The organism is Tunturiibacter gelidiferens (assembly GCF_014201335.1).
GTDB classification, from domain to species: Bacteria; Acidobacteriota; Terriglobia; order Terriglobales; family Acidobacteriaceae; genus Edaphobacter; species Edaphobacter lichenicola_E.
Map to the genome: position 1 here is coordinate 241790 of NZ_JACHEB010000007.1, position 18394 is coordinate 260183.

The 18394-nt window shown below is 54.2% G+C and carries 10 protein-coding genes and 1 pseudogene; 2 read left to right on the forward strand and 9 right to left on the reverse strand.

What is annotated here, in order from left to right; genetic code table 11:
• Nucleotides 1-350: 350 nt before the first annotated feature.
• From HDF14_RS15855 to HDF14_RS27605, 9 genes and pseudogenes are all read right to left on the reverse strand, one after another.
• Nucleotides 351-932 (reverse strand): YceI family protein, encoded by a 582-nt coding sequence (locus tag HDF14_RS15855; protein WP_183978465.1) that lies wholly within the window; start codon nucleotides 930-932, stop codon nucleotides 351-353.
• Nucleotides 933-1047: 115 nt separating this feature from the next.
• Nucleotides 1048-2919, reverse strand: a complete 1872-nt coding sequence (locus HDF14_RS15860; RefSeq protein WP_260698310.1) for a CRTAC1 family protein — start codon at nucleotides 2917-2919, stop codon at nucleotides 1048-1050.
• 203 nt (nucleotides 2920-3122) lie between these two features.
• The gene (locus HDF14_RS15865) at nucleotides 3123-4901 is read right to left on the reverse strand and encodes a tetratricopeptide repeat protein (protein ID WP_183978467.1); all 1779 of its coding nucleotides are present in this window, start codon (nucleotides 4899-4901) and stop codon (nucleotides 3123-3125) included.
• 91 nt (nucleotides 4902-4992) lie between these two features.
• Entirely contained in the window at nucleotides 4993-7203 is a 2211-nt protein-coding gene (locus tag HDF14_RS15870; protein ID WP_183978469.1) for a tetratricopeptide repeat protein, read from the reverse strand.
• A complete protein-coding gene (locus tag HDF14_RS15875) occupies nucleotides 7200-7820 on the reverse strand; it encodes a redoxin domain-containing protein (RefSeq protein WP_183978471.1) in 621 nt (206 codons plus the stop codon). The genes HDF14_RS15870 and HDF14_RS15875 overlap by 4 nt, the downstream gene beginning before the upstream one ends.
• Before the next feature lie 157 nt (nucleotides 7821-7977).
• Nucleotides 7978-9693 (reverse strand): tetratricopeptide repeat protein, encoded by a 1716-nt coding sequence (locus HDF14_RS15880; RefSeq protein ID WP_183978473.1) that lies wholly within the window; start codon nucleotides 9691-9693, stop codon nucleotides 7978-7980.
• 112 nt (nucleotides 9694-9805) lie between these two features.
• Nucleotides 9806-10906 carry a tetratricopeptide repeat protein gene (locus tag HDF14_RS15885; RefSeq protein ID WP_183978475.1) on the reverse strand — a complete coding sequence of 367 codons (1101 nt, stop codon included), beginning with the start codon at nucleotides 10904-10906 and terminating at the stop codon, nucleotides 9806-9808.
• Between the two features lie 73 nt (nucleotides 10907-10979).
• Entirely contained in the window at nucleotides 10980-13634 is a 2655-nt protein-coding gene (locus HDF14_RS15890) for a TonB-dependent receptor (RefSeq protein ID WP_406707232.1), read from the reverse strand.
• A 744-nt stretch (nucleotides 13635-14378) separates the two neighbouring features.
• Nucleotides 14379-14729 (reverse strand): annotated as a pseudogene (locus HDF14_RS27605) (carboxypeptidase-like regulatory domain-containing protein); the annotation flags it as partial.
• 484 nt (nucleotides 14730-15213) lie between these two features.
• On the opposite strand from HDF14_RS27605, the gene HDF14_RS15895 reads away from it, so the two are divergent.
• Together HDF14_RS15895 and HDF14_RS15900 are read left to right on the forward strand one after the other, a co-directional pair.
• Nucleotides 15214-16413, forward strand: coding sequence for a GntR family transcriptional regulator (locus HDF14_RS15895; protein ID WP_183978479.1), 1200 nt, complete (start codon nucleotides 15214-15216; stop codon nucleotides 16411-16413).
• A 221-nt stretch (nucleotides 16414-16634) separates the two neighbouring features.
• Nucleotides 16635-18377: a glycoside hydrolase family 13 protein gene (locus HDF14_RS15900; RefSeq protein ID WP_183978667.1), complete on the forward strand. Its 1743-nt coding sequence runs from the start codon at nucleotides 16635-16637 to the stop codon at nucleotides 18375-18377.
• Nucleotides 18378-18394: the final 17 nt, after the last annotated feature.

An 18394-nucleotide genomic window follows, 5' to 3' on the forward strand; every position in this document is an offset into this window, starting at 1 on the left:
TGGCTACCGAAAGCAGCCCCGGCTCCATTGATTCACCATTCAATCGCGGGTACCAGAGCCACCTTGGCAACGTTTGACATAGCCACTGCAACATAAAAGCCGTTCCTACTCCACGGTTATCAAAAACCTATTCGAAAAGTCTCACAAGGTCCGCAAAGAGGCGACGAGTTTGTGCGCGAACAGGTCTCGAAGGTCAGTATCGATCCTCTCGCGGCGCAGTCCCGCCAGCACCCACTGGTCAGGGAGGCAAACGATATTACCTCAGCCTGCGTTTCATCTAAATTCAAAGAAAGGATTTGCCTGCGACTTTAGCCATTGAGCAATGGGCGGAAAAATTGGCGACGAACGGCTTATTCCTTATAGACCAGTCGTGGCCCACTAACCTGCTGTACTTTCAGGTCCACATCTACCTCAACGCGGTCGGCGATCTTAACAAACGGGATCCCACTCGTCATGCCATAATCCTTGCGATCGAACGCCATAACACCGTTGATAACGCCCGCACCAGTGCCCTTACCCGTAACCGTCAGTTTCAACGTCTCAGGTCGGGAGACACCCCGTATGGAAAAATTCCCCATAATGTCAAAAGTATCCGGGCTGGTCTGCACAACCTTCGTTGATCGAAATTCGATCGTCGGATCCTCCTCGACGTTGAAAAAATCCTTACTCTTCAGCTTGCCGTCCTTTACCCCACTTCCAGTATCAACGGTGGCCGCCGCAATCTTGATATCCAAAACCCCTGTCGTTACATCCGAAGAGGTGAATTTCAGAGAGGCGTCCCACTTATCGAATTTACCGACGAGAGCGACCGAGGCCTTAACGTAAAACTTGATCGCGCTGTCCTCGGGAGTCGTTTTAAAGACAGGAACCTGTGCGAGGCTAGGCAACGGCAACAAAACAGTTGCCAGAAGGCTGAGAATAGTTAGTCGCATGGTGCTTGAGTTTCAACTTTCCCCGCTTCCCTGTCAACAGAAGATGTAGCTCTGCGAGCTACTATTTCTTCGTGCCTGAGACCGAATTTCGCGATATGCAGCCGAGCTTAGGCAACTAGCCCTTCCGTTTGGCGGCTTTGAGCGGTCCAGCCTTCACAATCTTTCCACCCTCCTGAACGACATAGAGCTGGTTGACTTCAAGATCTGTCAGTACATCCACCTGCCCGCTAAGCCAACGGATCTCCACGCTATCCACTTTCTTGGCCTGGTCCAGCCCGAAGTGCATACGCATATCGTTTTGCGAAAAATAGCTGCCCCCGCTCCGTAGTTCATCAAGCTGTCTTGAAGGCTTCTGGGCACCAGGCGTCGTTGCGGCCGTCACAATCACCCGGCTTCCAATGCCCGAACGATTGGACTTTACTCCTACCAGTTTGATCTTGATCCAGTTTCGATTCAGGGTCGAGTCGCAACGTAAAAGCTGAGGCGCTGCATTTATGCAGTTGACCACGATATCCAAATCTCCGTCGTTATCGTAGTCGCCAAAAGCACAGCCCCTGGCAGGTACATCCTCTAGAATTCCAGGGCCACCTTTATTCGTGACATCCTGAAAACGGCCGTTGCGCAAATTTCGATAAAGATACTTATGTTCCGCGTACTTTAGATCGGCCTTCGATTTGTCGACCTCGGGATAAACGTGGCCATTCGACATCAGAATATCGAGCCACCCATCGTTATCCATGTCGAAGAAGCCAACCCCCCATCCGAGCAGCCGCGTATTTTCGCCTAAACCGCTTGGATAGGTATGGTCTTCGAACGTCGCATCTCCCATGTTGGTGTACAGCGAATCCGTGTCACCTGCAAAATTCGTCTTCACAATGTCGAGATTACCGCTGTGGCTATAATCTCCAATCGAAACGCCCATCCCTGCTTGCGGTTTGGCCTCGGCCGACAGCGCCGCTCCAGCCTCGATTGCGATATCGCGAAAGGTCCCGTCCTTCTGGTTCAGATAGAGCGTGGCTGGCGCCGAATCGTTTGCGACATAGATATCCGGCCAACCATCATTGTCCAGATCTGAAGCGGCAACGCTAAGTCCATAGGTTCCCACAGCAGTCCACATTCCGGACTTCTCGCTGACGTCGCTGAATGTCCCATCGCCATTGTTACGATAAAGAATGTTTCGGCCGCCAGGTAGCCCCGGAGGGCCGCACGCCACGAGCATTCCCTTATAAGTACACGGTCCATCCTCCGGCAAGGGCGCGGTCTTCAAGTCGAAATCGACATAGTTGGCAACGAACAGATCAAGATGCCCATCACGGTTGTAGTCGACAAACGTGCATCCTGTATTCCAGCGCACCTTCGGTCCAGGCTGAATAAGACCTGCCTGTTGTGTCACGTCGGTAAAGGTTCCGTTGCCGTTATTGCGATAGAGGGCGTTCTGCCCGTAGTACGTCACAAACAAATCATCATTGCCGTCGTTGTTATAGTCGCCAACGCAGCATGCTTGCCCCCAGCCCGTCTTATGCTCCAAGCCGGACCCGATAGTTACATCAGTGAATGTTCCATCTCGATTATTTTTGAACAGGTGGCACCGTGGCTCCTGTCCCGAGGGAAAACCCTCCAATCGCCAGCCGTTGACGAAGAACAGATCAAGCCAGCCGTCATTGTCGTAGTCATAAAACGCCAAGCCACAACCGGTAGTCTCCAACAGATACTTATTCTTTGCTTCCCCGCCATAGATTGTCTTCGCCGTAAGGCCTGCTTCCTTCGCGACGTCAAGAAAACTCAACCCCAGCGGCGTGTCCTCTAATGGAGACTTTTCCCCAGGTGGCGGAGGGGCTGGCTTTGCGTCGTAGCTGCGTTCCTGCGGGCCTATGCCCTTGACTGGTGGCGGAGTCTGCTGCAACGGCGAAGCCAGCGCCAGAATATCCGCGAACGGAAGCACCAGTGCGGTGCGACTCAGGGATCGAATGAATTTGCGGCGATTCAAGTCAGTGAATTTTCTTTTCAAATTCCTCAAGCCCCAACACCGAAAGTATGTAGCAGTTTGATGGTTCGGACAACTCTCATCGAAGCGTGCTTCATTGATTGCCTTGTCTACTGTGCGCTGAATTATAGCGAACCCTCAGAGACACTGTACACGGGCGGCTTTCGCTACATCTGGCGTTTGCTCCGTGTCCGACTCACGCAGAATTAGGGATTGCCAGCCGTCTTCAAAGCCTGAGCCTCCTGGCGCTCCGCTGCTGCCTCTGCGGTTTTGCCCTGCTTCTCCAGTGCTGCCGCAAGCCCAAGATGCGCTTCCACATACTTCGGGTCATAACTCAACGCATCATGAAATTGCGTACTGGCCCCTTCCACATCGCCACTGCGCAGCGCAGAGTTCCCGGCGTTGGTAGCGACCTCGGCACGCTGACGGTTCATATTGCCCCGCATAAGCTCCGCTGCTTTCTTCCGTTCTGCAGCTGCCTCACCAGGTTGATTCTGTTTGGTCAAGACCGCCGCAAGCGTCAGATGCGGGTCAGGTTGGCGAGGGAGTTGGCGGATAGCCTCACGCAGCGCCATCGTAGCGTCAGGCAGCTTATTTAACTTGTCGTAGACACTTCCTAGCGCCGCCCATCCATCTCCGTTCTCAGGACGAAGCTTGAGCGAGATATTCATCTCACGCGCCGCATCCTCATACCGTCCCGACTGCATATAGAGGACGCCGAGGAGATAAGGGGCCTCGGCTGCCGACGGATCAAGCCTCTGCGCCGTCTCTAACTCTGGTATCGCGCCCGCCGCATCATCCTGCATCTTGAGCGCAAGGCCGAGGTCATAATGCAACTGTGGCGCATCAGGCGCCAGCTTCAGTGCCTGATGCAATTCCGCCACCGCGTCGCTAAACTGGCTCAACTGCACATAAGCGGCTGCAAGATTCTGATGCGCCGTCACGCTCTCCGGGGCAATGGAAATGGCGCGTTGCAGAACTGGAACCGCGTCCTTGGCCTGTTGCACCTGGCCGAGCGCCATTCCAAGATTCGTCATAGCTTCAGCGTTGCTCGGTTCGGCGGCTACTACTTTCTTAAACAATGCAATCGATTCCTGTACTCTATTGGATCGCTGCAAAGCGAGTGCAAGTTGGTACGATGCCGAAATCGAATTTGGCTCCTGCTGCAACACATGTTCGAAAATCGGAATCGCCTGCTCGTCCTTTCCATCCGCCACAAGAGCTTTCCCAAGTTCCAATCCGATCGTCACATTCTGTGGAGCGAGTCGCGATGCCTCCATCATTTCCGGCATCGCGTCCCCTTCGCCTCGGGCCCGCATCGCCAAACCAAGATGTAGATGTGCAGCTACTAAATCCGGATTCAAGTGAATCGCCGCCGCAAATTCCTCTTGCGCGTGATTCCAGACTTTCTGCTGCGCATAGAGCGATCCCATCTCATCATGCAACTCTGCATTCTGAGGATCTATCGCGAGCGCGACTTTCATCTTCGTTATCGCCGGGCCGATCTGTCCATTCGCCGCAAGTGAGCGTGCGTATCCCGCCAATACATAGGAAGGAAGTGCATGCTTCTGTAAACGTGAGTCCGCTTCCACCTTGGAAAATAAAGAAATAGCCTTCTCGGACGCACCAATCTGTCCATACGCCAACGCGAGGTTCATCTGCGCGGTGCTGTCAGTACTCTTAATCGCGAGCGCTCGTTCAAGCTCCCGAATACCTTCTTTCACATCGCCACGATTCACCAGGACTGCACCAAGTGCGCTGTGCCCTTGTTCAGCCTGCGGAGCCAATTGGACGACCTGCTCAAAGTCTGTCTGTGCCGCGCTTAGATCCTTCTGAGCCAACGCAGCTTGCCCAGCACGATACGCCGCATCTGCCTTTCTCAGTGCAGCCGAAGGTTCTTGCGAGAAACCAAGGTTGGAGAGAGCAATCAAACCAACCAATATCGCCTTCAAGGCAGAGAGCCCGTTTTGTTGAAGTTTATCCATGGACTTGCCGCGAACTCGATTCTGTCTTTCCCTAAAGAAGATCATTACCAACACAACTAGATCTAACGGCATCGAGAATCGGTTTCGACAATCAAAGACGTGCCAGGTTCGCCCGCGCCGCTGCATGTTGAGGATCCAGCATCAGAGCGTGCTCGAAGTCTTTGCGGGCCAACCCAGCTTCTCCGTTACGAGCGTGCAATACACCTAGATTATTCCAATCATCTGCATTCTTTGGCTCCAGACTAATAGCTGCGTTCTGTTCATTAATTGCGTCACGCAGTTGTCCCATCTGAGAATAGAGCTGGGCAAGCTGCCGGTGCGGCACCGCTTCTTTAGGCCGCAGAGTCTGAACCGATTTGAACTGATCTAGCGCGTCGGCAAGTTTTCCGGACTGAGCATAGATGTTCCCAAGCAACTGATGCGCGTCAGCGTCGTCCCGCAGTTTCAGAGCGCGCTCTAATAACACCGCCGCGCCGGGCAACTCGTTGTTATCCGCTTCAATGCCGGCCAGGTTGTACAGCGCATCGAAGTTCGGGGCAATAGCGATCGCCGATTCAAACTCCTGCCGCGCCTCTGCGGTGCGGCCAACTGTAACGAGCACTCCCCCCAGCTCATTATGTGAAACAGCATCATTTGGATTCTCCACCAACAGGCGACGATATTCCTGTTCGGCTGCCACGTAGTTGTCATGTTTAGCTTCAAGATGCGCGAGGTCGAAGCGTGCATCGGCACTCTGGGGGTCGATAGTCAACGCCCTCTCGTACTCGCCCTGTGCCTGCTGCCAGTCTCCGATGCCGTCGAGTGCCGTTCCAAGAGCAATCAGACTTCGGACATCTGTCGGTGCCGCTGTCAGAATGCGGCGATAGAGATCGACGGCAGGCCTATAGTCGCCTGAAATCATGTCTGCAGAAGCAAGATTGTAAAGTGCAGTATGATCCTTGGGGTCTTTCCGCAGATTGTTCTGCATCCATGCCTGCTCGAGAAGGACCCTCGGATCTTCCTCAGTATGCGGCAGAGGTCGCGGCAGAACCTGAAGCCACAGGTGGCCCATCTCGTCGACAGAGCGGTTCCCGGCCTTCACTCGCAAAGGTGGACTGTTTGGGTTGCGAACATTGCCCTTGGAATTATCGTAGGTGTAACGCATGTGCAGGACCGTGTTTTTCGGCAGAAACGTCGGCGATTGAAAACGGTAGACTGACTGCCGATCGATATCCCAATCTCGTATAAGAACCAGCCATTTCTTTTCTCCATCGGGCAGTATGGCGTAGCCCTCCAATCTCTTTCCAAGATAATGAGCATGCGGATAGACTCCCAGAACATCGACGTCGACGGGGAGTTTAAGCTCATCTTCGATAACAAACGCCGCGTCTCCAGCAGGAATATCAATGGCGCCGTCATGTTCCAACTGCAAAAGCATAGGATGTGCCGTAGCAGGCTTGTCCGCAAAATAGAGACCCACGGTAGCTTGCAATGTCTCTACCTTGCCAGTGGGCTTCAGATGCATATTCAGAATCAAGTCATTGCCCGGATCGATCCGCCAGGGCATACCGCTCAGCTCGATAAGAGCCGGAGAGTCGGGCTTCCAAAAGAGAAAATGACTGTCAGGGTCGAAAGTGTCGCCAGAATCGACAGTGAGCTCCATACCAGGAACTCCTTGCATCCAGTCGTCGGGATGTTGACGACGCAATGAGGCAGTACGATCGATCAGCATATTCGCGTGGTGCACCACTTGTGCGGCTCCTGGCCTGATCTCCATAGCGCGAACGTACTTGGTCTCCGTAATCGGCACAGGCAGAATGAAGTTGCGAAAAAGATCAGTTCCGGACGCGGGAACCTGCATCGGCGAAGTCACTTTCAAAACGAGGTCGGGCATCCCGAGCTGCCATTCTCCCGAAAAGACCGGTGCTTTCGGCGCCTCTCGGGAATCACCTTCAGGCATGCCACTCTCGACCCACTCCTTGAGCAAAGCGATATCTTCTGCGGAGAGTCGACGGCTATCGGCAAAATTACCAAAACCCGGTTCGGGTAGCCAGGGAGGCATGTAGCGGCTTTGGGTCACGGTCTTAATCTGTATTCCCCATCGTTTCGCATCGGCATAGGAAAGCAGATTAAACGGGCCAGAGCCGCCAGGATGATGGCAGCTACTGCATTGCTTATACAAGATGGGCGCGATCTGCCGGCTGAAAGTAACCGGAGCCGTGGCAGCCTGAACGCGGACATGGAATGGCTTCGCCCAAAACGCGAGAAATACACCGGCGCATAAGAGTATCGCGGAAACGTGTTTCGCGCCCGATGATGTCATGGATGTCCTATGATTCCGCAGCCCACAGCGGGCCCGTTTGGCTGCTGCACTACGTGACCTTCAAGAACGTCGGAGATCGCTCTCTCCAGATCATGTTGAGTCGCCTTGGGCCGTTCCTGTCCAAGACGGACATAGCGATCATCGATGCGCCCGTGATACACAGAACGAAAAGTATCACCGCCGCGCGGCTCCGGAACAAGAACTGCAGACTCAGGTGTGACCTTGGCGCGAGCAAGAGTAACGAGTTGATGATCCGGATCGAGCAGCACGTGTTTTTCAGAGCCGTAAACTGCTTCATGTTGCTTCACAGCATCGGCAGTCGTTCCATAATTTGGGTAAACGAACCACAGCACTACACCCCGAGCTGCAAATTCCTCTTCAATGTGTCGCATCTCCGGTACATAACGATTGGAGATCGGACAATCGGACGCGGCAAAAAAAAGAACAACTGCGGAAGCACCGGACGGAGCAAGGCTCCGGACAGGTTCTCCGTTCAGGTAGTATCCATAGGTCGCCTGCGTTTTCTGTGCCTGACACATCCCCCCATAAAGGAACGCAGAAACCAACACACAGATCGTAAACAAAGGGCGCCGCATCGTTCTCCGAGTAAACAGCATTCTCGCTGCTCCAGGCAAGCACTTTGCTCAAAACATCTGCCGAAGCAAAAATCTAGTCTCTAAACGTCAATAACTATCTCGCGCACCTGCAAATGGAGCGTAGGACTCCAGACCGTCCTTAACGATCCTTCTCTTTACCGTCTCGTTAGACACTCCTCTAGCCAACGCTACATCGTTCGCCTGCGTAGATACCCGACGAGAGAAACTGTCGAAGCGTAGGATCGTCGGGGTCAAATCGAGCCAGCCCAGTAAGAATCTCTAGAGCTCTCTTTTTGTTGCCAACCCTACACTCGATGAACGCCAGGTTTAGCCCTGCCGTTATCTGGCTCGGATCAGCCTCTACCGCTCGCCGCAGCAGATCGACCGCATCGGCAGTGTGTCCCGATACCGCATCCAGAACCGCGAGGTTTCCCAACGCCGTAGCATCATACGGATCTTCTTTCAACGAATCGGCATACTCTTTACGAGCATCGCTTTTATCACCAGACATCTGCTCGATAAATCCAAGCTTCGTATGAAGCTCGACGTCACTTGCACCGCTTTTTTCCGCTCTTAGCAGAAGACGCAACGCCTTTTCGGCATCCTTTTGATTTCCATTCTCTGCTAACTGCGCGTACGCCAATCCCATCTCTCTATCTCCAGCCGATACCTTACCAACCGGCACCAGATCGTCCTCCTCTGCAGCATCCAGAAACCGTACGGCCGAAGACGTTGAGTGCGGTCGCCGTTGAATATTGTGGTCCGTAGCCTGTTCATGGGAAATGTCAGCAGCCTCACGCGTAGGCATGTGGCAGACCGCGCAGTCTTTTTGCTCGGGATGGTGTGCTGTCGCCATCTTCGCGCCCGTATGACACGTTAAGCACCTGTTGCGAAAGTACTCAACTCGCTCTTCTGAACCTGGCAAGCTATGCGGATCGTGGCATGTCGTGCAGGTCAACTTATCACCGCTGGCGAGCTTACATGCGCTACGCAGAAGCGCCTCATACTGACTACTCGCACGACCGCCGCCTGTCTTTGCGCTCGTCTTCACGGAGTAAACGACGTAGTCCGCAAGATCGTCCCCCACCCGGAACTCTGCCAGTGATCTCCCCGCACGATATACAGCCACATTGCCTTCAAGATGGCACTGGAGACAAACGCTGTCCCTCGCCGGGACGGCCAATTTAGCCGGATTCACAATCGGCCCACGCCCCTGCGCCTCCAGATGCTTCGAAGCATCACCATGGCAGGCAACACATCCGATTCCCCCCTGCAGGAACGGTGGCCCCGCGTAGCGGTTACGAGCTTCGGGCAACGCCATCTGCACCTCCGAAGCATGGCAATGGAGACAGTTGGAATCGACAGGCAGCGCCGCAGGCATGGTCTTCGTTGCTCCATAGTTTGGAGCCATGTCCCACAATTGCTTCTTCCCATAAAAATTGATGGGAATCTCAAACCACTGCCCTTCTTCCTCATAAAGGTAAGTACGGCCACGATGTCCGGAGCCTATAAAGTACCGCAGCTCTTTCTCGCCGTCCAGAACAGACCGCTCATTCGATGCCTCCGGCGCATCGTCGCGGTCATACGACATCCAGGCCCGGCCATCCCGAGAAAAAACCTTATAGCGAATTCCAGAAGCAGCGTGAAAGAAGCTTCCTTGCAACAGCCCTTCCATAGCTGTTCCGCTAGCTCGCGCCATCGGAGTACGCTCGTACTTTTCGTAGATCTCTTTGTGGCAGCTCGCGCAAACCTCATCTGGATTTGCTCGCAGCGCAGCCACTTCGCCTTGTTCGCGAGTATGACCAAAGGCGCGAACTCGAGACTTCGGCACCCAATAAAAAACCGTCAACAAAACAAGAGAAAATATCGCGACCACGCGTCCGACAATCCACATCGATCCACGAGAATCTACTCGTGCCTGAAAAGACTGCACGCTCCAAAGAGAGGACTCACACAGCGATAAAACTCGCCTTGGCATCTTCCGCGACAAGTATGCCCCCTCGGCTTCAATGAAGCGTTTCGAGTTTAGGTTCGCTCGCAGCTTGGATCTTATGGGAGATCTCAGTCTCTCGACTGGCATCGTCTCCTCTGCCCAGCGACCGGTACGCTTGTCCCAACAAACTATGAGTTATGTAGTTGCTCGAGTCCATCTTTTCAGCCCGTTCCAGATACATCAACGCGCTTGCAGGATCTTGCCGCTTCAGCAGAACTTTTCCCAGCAGAATATATGGTCCCGTCGAATTCGGTTCCAGAAGCAAGGCACGTTGTAAGGATTGCTGCGCCTTCGTATATTCTCCGGCTCGGCTATAAGCATCCCCCAGCCTGTCGTAGATACTGCCATCGAGCGGATTGCGCACTCGTTCCTTCTCAAACTCCGCAACAGCTACATCCAAATGTTCACCCGCGAGGGCGACTTCGCCAAGCAGAGAGTGCGCAAGCGGCAACTGCGGGTCCAACTCCAGCGCCTTCGTAGCGAACTGCTGAGCCACTGGCAGATAATCACGGCGCAGCAGCATTCGAGCAGCCAGAAGATAAGCCGGCGCCGAATCGCCCGGAAATCCGTACTGCGTCGCAAACGCTCCCCGCGCCTTGTCGTATTGGTTGGTATCGAGATAACAAAGAGCGAGCACATAGTTTGGATCGATCTTCGTCTGCGAAGTCCAGCTCGAAGCGGATTCGAGCAAAGGAATCGCATCCGCCGGCCGGCCCATTCGAAATAACGTCAGCCCCCGCAACTGAGTCGATTCCTGGTCGTGAGGATCCTGGTTAAGAGCACTCGCCAACGCAACATCCGCATCTGTAAAGTCATTCTCGGAGTACAGCGCGAGACCTCGCAACCGATTGACTCCTGCAGCCACAGGCTGTTTCGCAGCCAAAGCATCCAATTGCTTCAGAGCATCGTCAGAACGCCCGCGATCAATCATCGCTCGCAACTGTGTAAGATTCGACGCGACGTCGGTAGACACAGCTCCCGGCACGGAAACCATCCCATTAGGCGTCGGCGCTGTAGGTACAGTTGTTGAGGATTGCGCAAGTCCAAGTGGCAGGGAGAGCACCGCCGGAAAGAACAGACAGCGAAGTAAGGCTACTTTGAGCGGACTGCACATAGAAGATCTGGACCGAGTGTAACTCAAATAAAAGAGAGGAGCCGTAGCTCCCCTCTCTCGAAAAACGTCCTGCCTAGAACGTTATTCTAGCTGTGAACGCAAGTTGACGCGGACTCGACTGTCCAACAGTTCCTATACCATTGCCACCGATACCATTCGTGATGGAAGCGTTGCCGTCGATAGGAACACTGTTAGAGTTGCCATTCGGTGTCCCTGAGCTGATGTAGTTGAATACGTTGAAGGCATCCATTCGGAATAGCGCGGAGACGCTCTCCTTGATGGGGAAGGTCTTCTGTACCGCTAGGTCCGTGTTGAAGAAGTGCGGTCCATAGTTGCTGTTGCGACCAGTGTTGCCAATCTGATCGAGAGCGGGGCAGGTAAAGCCACCAGAACCAGCTCCCGTTCCTGGGCAAAGCTGAGGAAGGGCGGTGAAATACGGCCTCGAGTGACTGACTGGGTTGAATTTACCTTGCTTCGGATGGAAGGCGCCCGGGTTTCCGTTCGGATAGCACGGCGCTGCAGTCGGGTGGCCGCTGTTATCGCCGATTCCACTCCCACCAACTGATGTAGTGCAATTCGACATTGAGAGGCTATAGGGCAGGCCGCCCGAGACGTTGAGTACAGGACTCAGCTGCCATCCACCTACAATCTCATCTACCCATCGCGATGCATTGGGCAGCAACAACTTGTTGCGGCCTACCGGCAGCTCGTAAGCGCCAAATACCACCAACTGTTGTTCGCGAATCGAATCGTCACGGCCATAAGCAGCCGCCTTCACCCATGTCGCATAACTGTTGTTGTAGTTGAACCCACGCTGCCAGGCGTAATTCGCTGTAAACGATAACCCATGGGATAGCTGCTTGGCGACCGTAACCTGAAGTGCATTGAAGTGAGTATTCTGATTGTCCCCGTAGTATCCAATCGGTTGATTCCAGCCGCAAGCCCCTGGGGGTAGACTTTCACCCGTAGGCTGCAAATAATTTGGATCCTGACAAGCCGGCAGCACTCCGGCATAATAACGTTCCAAAAACTTCTGTGCCGCTGTAGCCCCGGTTGCTGGGTTTATTGCATTCGCGGCCGTGCAGCCCGCACCTACAGGGAAACAAGTGCCGCCAGCCGGATCGTAATGGAGAGGAGTTCCCGTGATGCTCTGAGCTCCGGGGAGGAAGATTCCTGCTTCGTTCGGATTGGTATTATTGCCATCACCTGCGCTGAGCGTATTAGTGCCCTTGTTACCAACATAGGCCATCGTCAGAGATAAGGTTGGAGTAATCGACTGCTGCACGCTCATGTTCCAGGCGTCCAACGTGGGGAGCTTCAGCGGATTTGGACGTGCCTTTGTGCTTACTTGCGATCCGGGATTGGGCAAAAGACCATCAGATGGAACAGAGACGGTCTGGTTCGGTGCTGGCCCCGTAGCGAGATTGAAAGGCTGGGCATAGCTCGAGGCCTGCGAACCTCCTCCCTGGATCGACTGGTTCGCGAGAACAGGAAGGTTCTGCGTAACTACGTGACCAAAGATCGAGCCGAATACGCCAAGGTCAAAGCTCCGACCGTAACCTGCACGCACCACAGTTTTGTCTGTAGCCTGGTAGGCCAGGCCAACGCGCGGATTCCACGTATTCTTTCCCGCCTGCCAACCCATATTTGTTGGAACTCCACCTACCCCGGCAACGTGCAAATAGCCTGTGGAGAGATCCATGAGAGCGCCGTTGCCGTCTCCATTGACCACTTCTGGAAAGTACAGTTCATAACGTATGCCCAGATTGAGGGTAAGCTTGGGCGTTGTGCGCCAGGTGTCCTGCGCGTAGAAGAACGTGCGCTTCTGGAACTCCTTCGCATTAGTCGAAGTGCTGACGTAGCGATTGAATTGGTTCACGTCTCCGAGGACGAAAGAAGCAAGTCCAAGTCCCGGAGAAGACGGCGTGGGATCTCCCTTATCCGGCGTAAATGCAGTTGCAATTCCATTGAAGTTGAATAATCCAGTGCGATCCACGTCACTCGGGACGCGGAGATTGCGAGCATAACGCAGATCCACTCCGAACTTCACTGCGTGATTGCGTATTGTCTTCGTCCAGTTGTTTACAATCTGGTACTGATCTTCCTTTTCAATCAGAGGGCAATTGCAACGATTGATATTGAGTCCCGCGCCCCACTCCGTCTGCCCATTATTAGGCATATTGATTTGAAAGCCTGGCAAGCCGCTGGTAATCGGATCGCCGGTATTCAGTCCACCAAAGCCAAGATCCGTAGCTGCAGTCGTCCCAGCATCAAACTTCTGATCGTTGATGTTGTAGCGGTAGTAGCCAAGCCGAAAATCTGTAACGAGTGACGAATTTATGGCGATGTCCATACCAGCAGCTGTGCTGTCGTTTGCGCCAGACGAATTTCCGCCATAGCCACCCAAGCCAAAACCAGGACCGCCCGCCGCGCCGAGCAGCAAATTTCCTGTCAAAGTGTCCGTAAATCGGCTGAACCGAACAAACGCATGCGCCTTTTGTGTGATCTGTCCATCCAGCCGAACATCCCATTGATCGCTATTGAAGATACCCGTGCCACCCTGCGTGTAGGTGTCAAGCAACCCGCTGGCACCTATTTTGTTAGGAGCGTATTGAGAAATTGCCTTGATGTAATTCAATGCCGGGCCTGACAAGTCACCTTGCGGAATGACGCCACCCGCATATTGAGTAGATACGCCGTTGACATTGTGATAAATAGGGAAATTCAACCCCAGAGCTGGCTGATTGTATTCGCTAAAATTGCAACCATTCCCGCTGAGACACGTAGAGGTGATCTGCGCCGTCGGAACGATGGTGGAGGAAGTGATTCCAACTTTTTGACGTGCCCCCTGATAGTCGCCAAAAAAGAAAAACTTGTCTTTAAGAATTGGGCCGCCGATCGAACCCCCAAATAGATTCTTGAGGCCGGCCGGAATGTGGCTTCCTAACTGCCCCGGCGTGTCAGGGAAGTTCGTGTAGGGATCTTTCGCAAGATTTGCGTTGCCAGTGCGATAGTCAAACGCCGAACCATGGAACTTATTCGAACCAGACTTCGTCTGCGCAGTCACAACCGACGAGACCGCCTTACCAAACTCAGCATCGAAGTTCTGCGTCGTGATCTTGGTCTCTGAAAGAGAATCCAGATTCGGATTGACGACGATGATGCCCAGAATTGGATCCTGATTATCGGTACCATCCAGCATGAAAGCTACGCCACCGAACGCCTGTCCATCGACTTGAATCTGGGCGCTGCCCTGTGGGTTCTCATCAGGAGCATGGCTCCATCCCAGCAGTTGCGCGCCGGGCAATAGAAGTTGAAGGTTAGTGAAGTTGCGGCCACCCACCGGCAGATCACCAATATCTTTAGTGGTAAAAATCGTCGACACATCAGCACGGTCCGTCTTTAACTGCGGAACCGAATCCGCATCGACTTCAACAGTCTGATCTGATCCACCCACCGTCATCGAAGCGACAACTTTGGTCGACGTATCAGCAAAGAGCTGAATGCCCTTTTGCGAAAAGCCCTTGAAACCCTGTGCGGCTACGGTAACGTCGTAAAGGTCTGGGATGAGATGTTCAACCGTGAATTCGCCGCTCGCGTTTGAAGTTGTCGTAACAGACGTTCCCTTCCCCTCATCGGTGACGGTAACAGTCGCTCCAGGAACCGCGGCACCTGTTGTGTCAACGACCGATCCGAAGATCGAACCATAGACTGCCTGGCCATACGCAACTGGCGAAGACATCAATACACACACAGCGAATAGCAAACCCACCGTTACGCGCGTCACAAATCTCATAACAAAACCTCCAAAAAGGTGCTGCATTCGCTAGCTGTTGGCAATCATTTTGTCAGCGCTGCCGAACTCCGCCGATAGTCAAACGCTTTCTACGTGCCTAACCGGGCCCTTAGTCCTCATCCGCGTTCGAACGCGACGGAATCACACTTTTTGAGTCGCCCGAAAATAACCGAGAGGTCCACCACATGTCAACAATTTGCTTGGTAGATTTTTGCAAGTTATTGACAATCCGATCAAACATACAAGAATCGGGACAAGAAAAGCACAATTGGTCCTACCATTCTACGAACGACGCTGTAATCCAATCAAGTTCGATCCCCCGCCAAGCTAATGAGCGAATAACCATTTACGCCTACAGAGACGACAGCCGGGAACACCGCCGGATGCAACCAAATATCAACCAAAAGGTTGACCACCGCCTCCATTGACGAGTAAAGTTCCGGCTCATCCAGGGAATCTTTGTCTATACATTAACAACAGATCCTTGGACGATTTCCTCGGGATGGATTTTATGAAGAGTAGCCAGACCGTTCGCCCAGAGGCTAAGCCGGGACCGAGCAACCCAGAGATTCGCTCAGCGAAAGAGAATAAGAAAAAGGCGGCTGATACGCCGAAATATCGACTGGTCTACGAGGACCTCCATTCAGCCATAAAAACTGGCACTCTCCGCAAGGGAGATCGTCTTCCGAGCGAAGCCGAACTCGGACGACGCTATAACACCTCGCGCATTACCATCGCGAAAGCCGTGCGGGATCTTCAACTGCAAGGCCTCGTCTCACGCCATCCCGGCTCAGGCACCCACGTTCTCTCACCTATTGCCTCCACTGATCACGTCTTCGGTCTACTGATTCCCGATCTCGGTAGAACCGAGATCTTTGAACCCATCTGCAACGGCATGATGCGATCTCCTCTCTCCAAGCCACACTCTCTCCTGTGGGGACACTCCATGGGCGAGTTAGCCCAACAGCAGAAGGAGGCAGAGCAACTCTGCCACAAGTACATCGCGCAAAAAGTCTCGGGTGTGTTCTTCGCACCGCTGGAATTCACGCCGGAAAAAGATATCGTAAACCGGCGAATCGCATCCGCGTTCGATCGCGCAGGCATCCCGGTCGTGCTTCTCGACCGCTGCTACGCGCCGTATCCGCTTCGTTCAAAGTATGACCTCGTCGGTATCGACAATCGCAGTGCGGGTTTCCTCATTACGCAGCACCTCATCCTTCATGGAGCCAAACGCATTGCCTTTGTCGCCAGGCGTCTCTCTGCCTCAACCGTTCACGGACGAATCGCCGGCTATCGCGAAGCTCTCTTGGCTCGCGGCCTCACCCAGCAACAAGACCTTGTATGCATCGGCGATCCAGAGGATCATCACTTCCTGCAGACCGTGCTCCGAGACAGCCGTCCTGACGCAATCGTCTGTGCCAACGACATCACCGCAGCTCGGATCATGCAGGGACTCACCACTCACGGAATACGTGTTCCGCAAGATATTCGGATAGTTGGAATCGATGACGTGAAATACGCTAGCCTCCTGCCGGTTCCTCTCACCACCCAGCATCAAAACTGCGGCGACATTGGTGCTATGGCTCTCGTGACAATGCTCCAGCGACTGGAGAAACCCGATCTCCCCACACGCGACATCCTCCTGCAGACAAAGACCGTCCTTCGCAGTTCATGCGGAACCCATCCATCATCGGCCCACAAACTCACTTAAATTCCCACGCAATCAAACCTGTTCCCGCCCTGTTAGGTCGTAACCTAAATGCTATGACCATCAGTCCCAACCCGCATGCCAAATGCTATAGTGTTGCGAACTCCGGAGGGCGCGACTTGACCAACAACAGAAGCCATCGCAAAGCATCATCTCTTACCCGGTTGCGTCACCTCGCCACCCTCGCGGTACTCGCCGCCACTGTTTCATGGAACTCAGGAGGCATGGCACGTTGTCAGGAGCAACAGGCGACGACCGCCGCTTCCCATCATGACGATGGCCCATGGTGGAAACACGCAGTCATCTACGAAATCTATCCCCGCAGCTTTCAGGACTCCAACGGCGACGGCATCGGCGATCTCAACGGCATCGCCCATCGACTCGACTATCTCAAGAGCCTCGGCGTCGACGCCATCTGGATCGCGCCCATGTACCCATCACCTCAAGTCGACTTCGGCTACGACATCTCCGATTACCAGTCCGTCGACCCAAAGTACGGCACTGTTGCCGATATGGATCACCTCATCGCCGAGGGCAAACAGCGAAACATTCGCGTCATCCTGGACATGGTCCTCAATCACACCTCGGACAAGCATCAGTGGTTCATCGAGTCGGCCAGCTCCCGCACCAATCCCAAGCATGACTGGTACGTCTGGAACGACGGCGTCCCCGCCAACGGCCCGAACGTTACCGCCTATCAAAAGCGCTTCGAACACGAAGGCCGCGTACCACCCAACAACTGGGAATCCGGCTTCGGCGGCTCTGCATGGGAATGGGTTCCCGCCGTCCACCAGTTCTACTACCACAAGTTTTACAAGCAGCAGCCCGACCTCAACTGGAGCAATCCTGCCGTCGAAAAAGCCTGCTTCGACGCGATGCGTTTCTGGCTCGACCGTGGCGTAGCCGGCTTCCGTCTCGACGCCATCCCCACCCTCTTTGAAGACCCCCAACTCCGCGACGAACCCGAAGTCGGCGGCATCAACGCCCAGGGTGATCCCAACCTCAAAGACATCTACACCAGCAACCTGCCCCAGGTTCACGATGTCATCCGTCGCATGCGCGCCATGATAGAAACATATCCCGGCGAGCGCGTCCTTATTGGCGAAACCTATCTCCCCAACACAGCTTCGCTCAATGACTGGTACGGCGGCGCCAAACACGACGAATTGCAACTCCCCATGGACATGCTCGTCGGATTCCACGGCGATCACGACAAGCTCGACGCCCCGCGTTTCCGCAAGCTCATCAACGAAGCCGAGACCCAGATCAATGGCTCTCAGCCGCTCTTCGTCTTCGACAATCACGACAACGTCCGCTCATGGGAGCGCTACGGAGACGGCGTTCACAACCAGGAGATCGCCCGCATCCTCGCTACCATTCTCTTCACCAGCCGCGCTACCGCTCTCATGTGGGAAGGCGAAGAACTCGGCATGGTCACCTCCACGCCTACACGACGCGAAGATGTGAAGGACCCCATCGGCATCACTGGCTGGCCAAAAGAAAAAGGCCGTGACGGCGAGCGCACCCCCATGCAATGGGACAGCTCGAAAGATGCAGGCTTCAGCGACGCTGCCAAAACATGGCTCCCTGTCGCGTCGGACTACAAGACTGTCAACGTCAAAACCGAGGAAGCCGATCCCAACTCGCTCCTGAACTGGCATAAAAAGCTAATCGCAATGCGTATGACCGACCCCACGCTGCGCGACGGCGAGCAAGTCATGATCGACGAGAGCAACCCCTCCGTTCTCTCCTACGTCCGCGAAGGAGTCGACGGCCACCCTGCAGTCGTCGTGGCGATGAACTTCACCGCGCAACCGCAAACAGTCTCACTCGACGCCAAACAGGCGAACGTCACGGGCACCGCAGTGATCACGCTTCTTACCGACGCGCCTTCTCTTCAAGGAACGACCAGTCTGCAAAACATAACCCTACCGCCGTACGCTTCATGGGTCGGCTCCATCAAATAGCAACAGTTACGACAGAA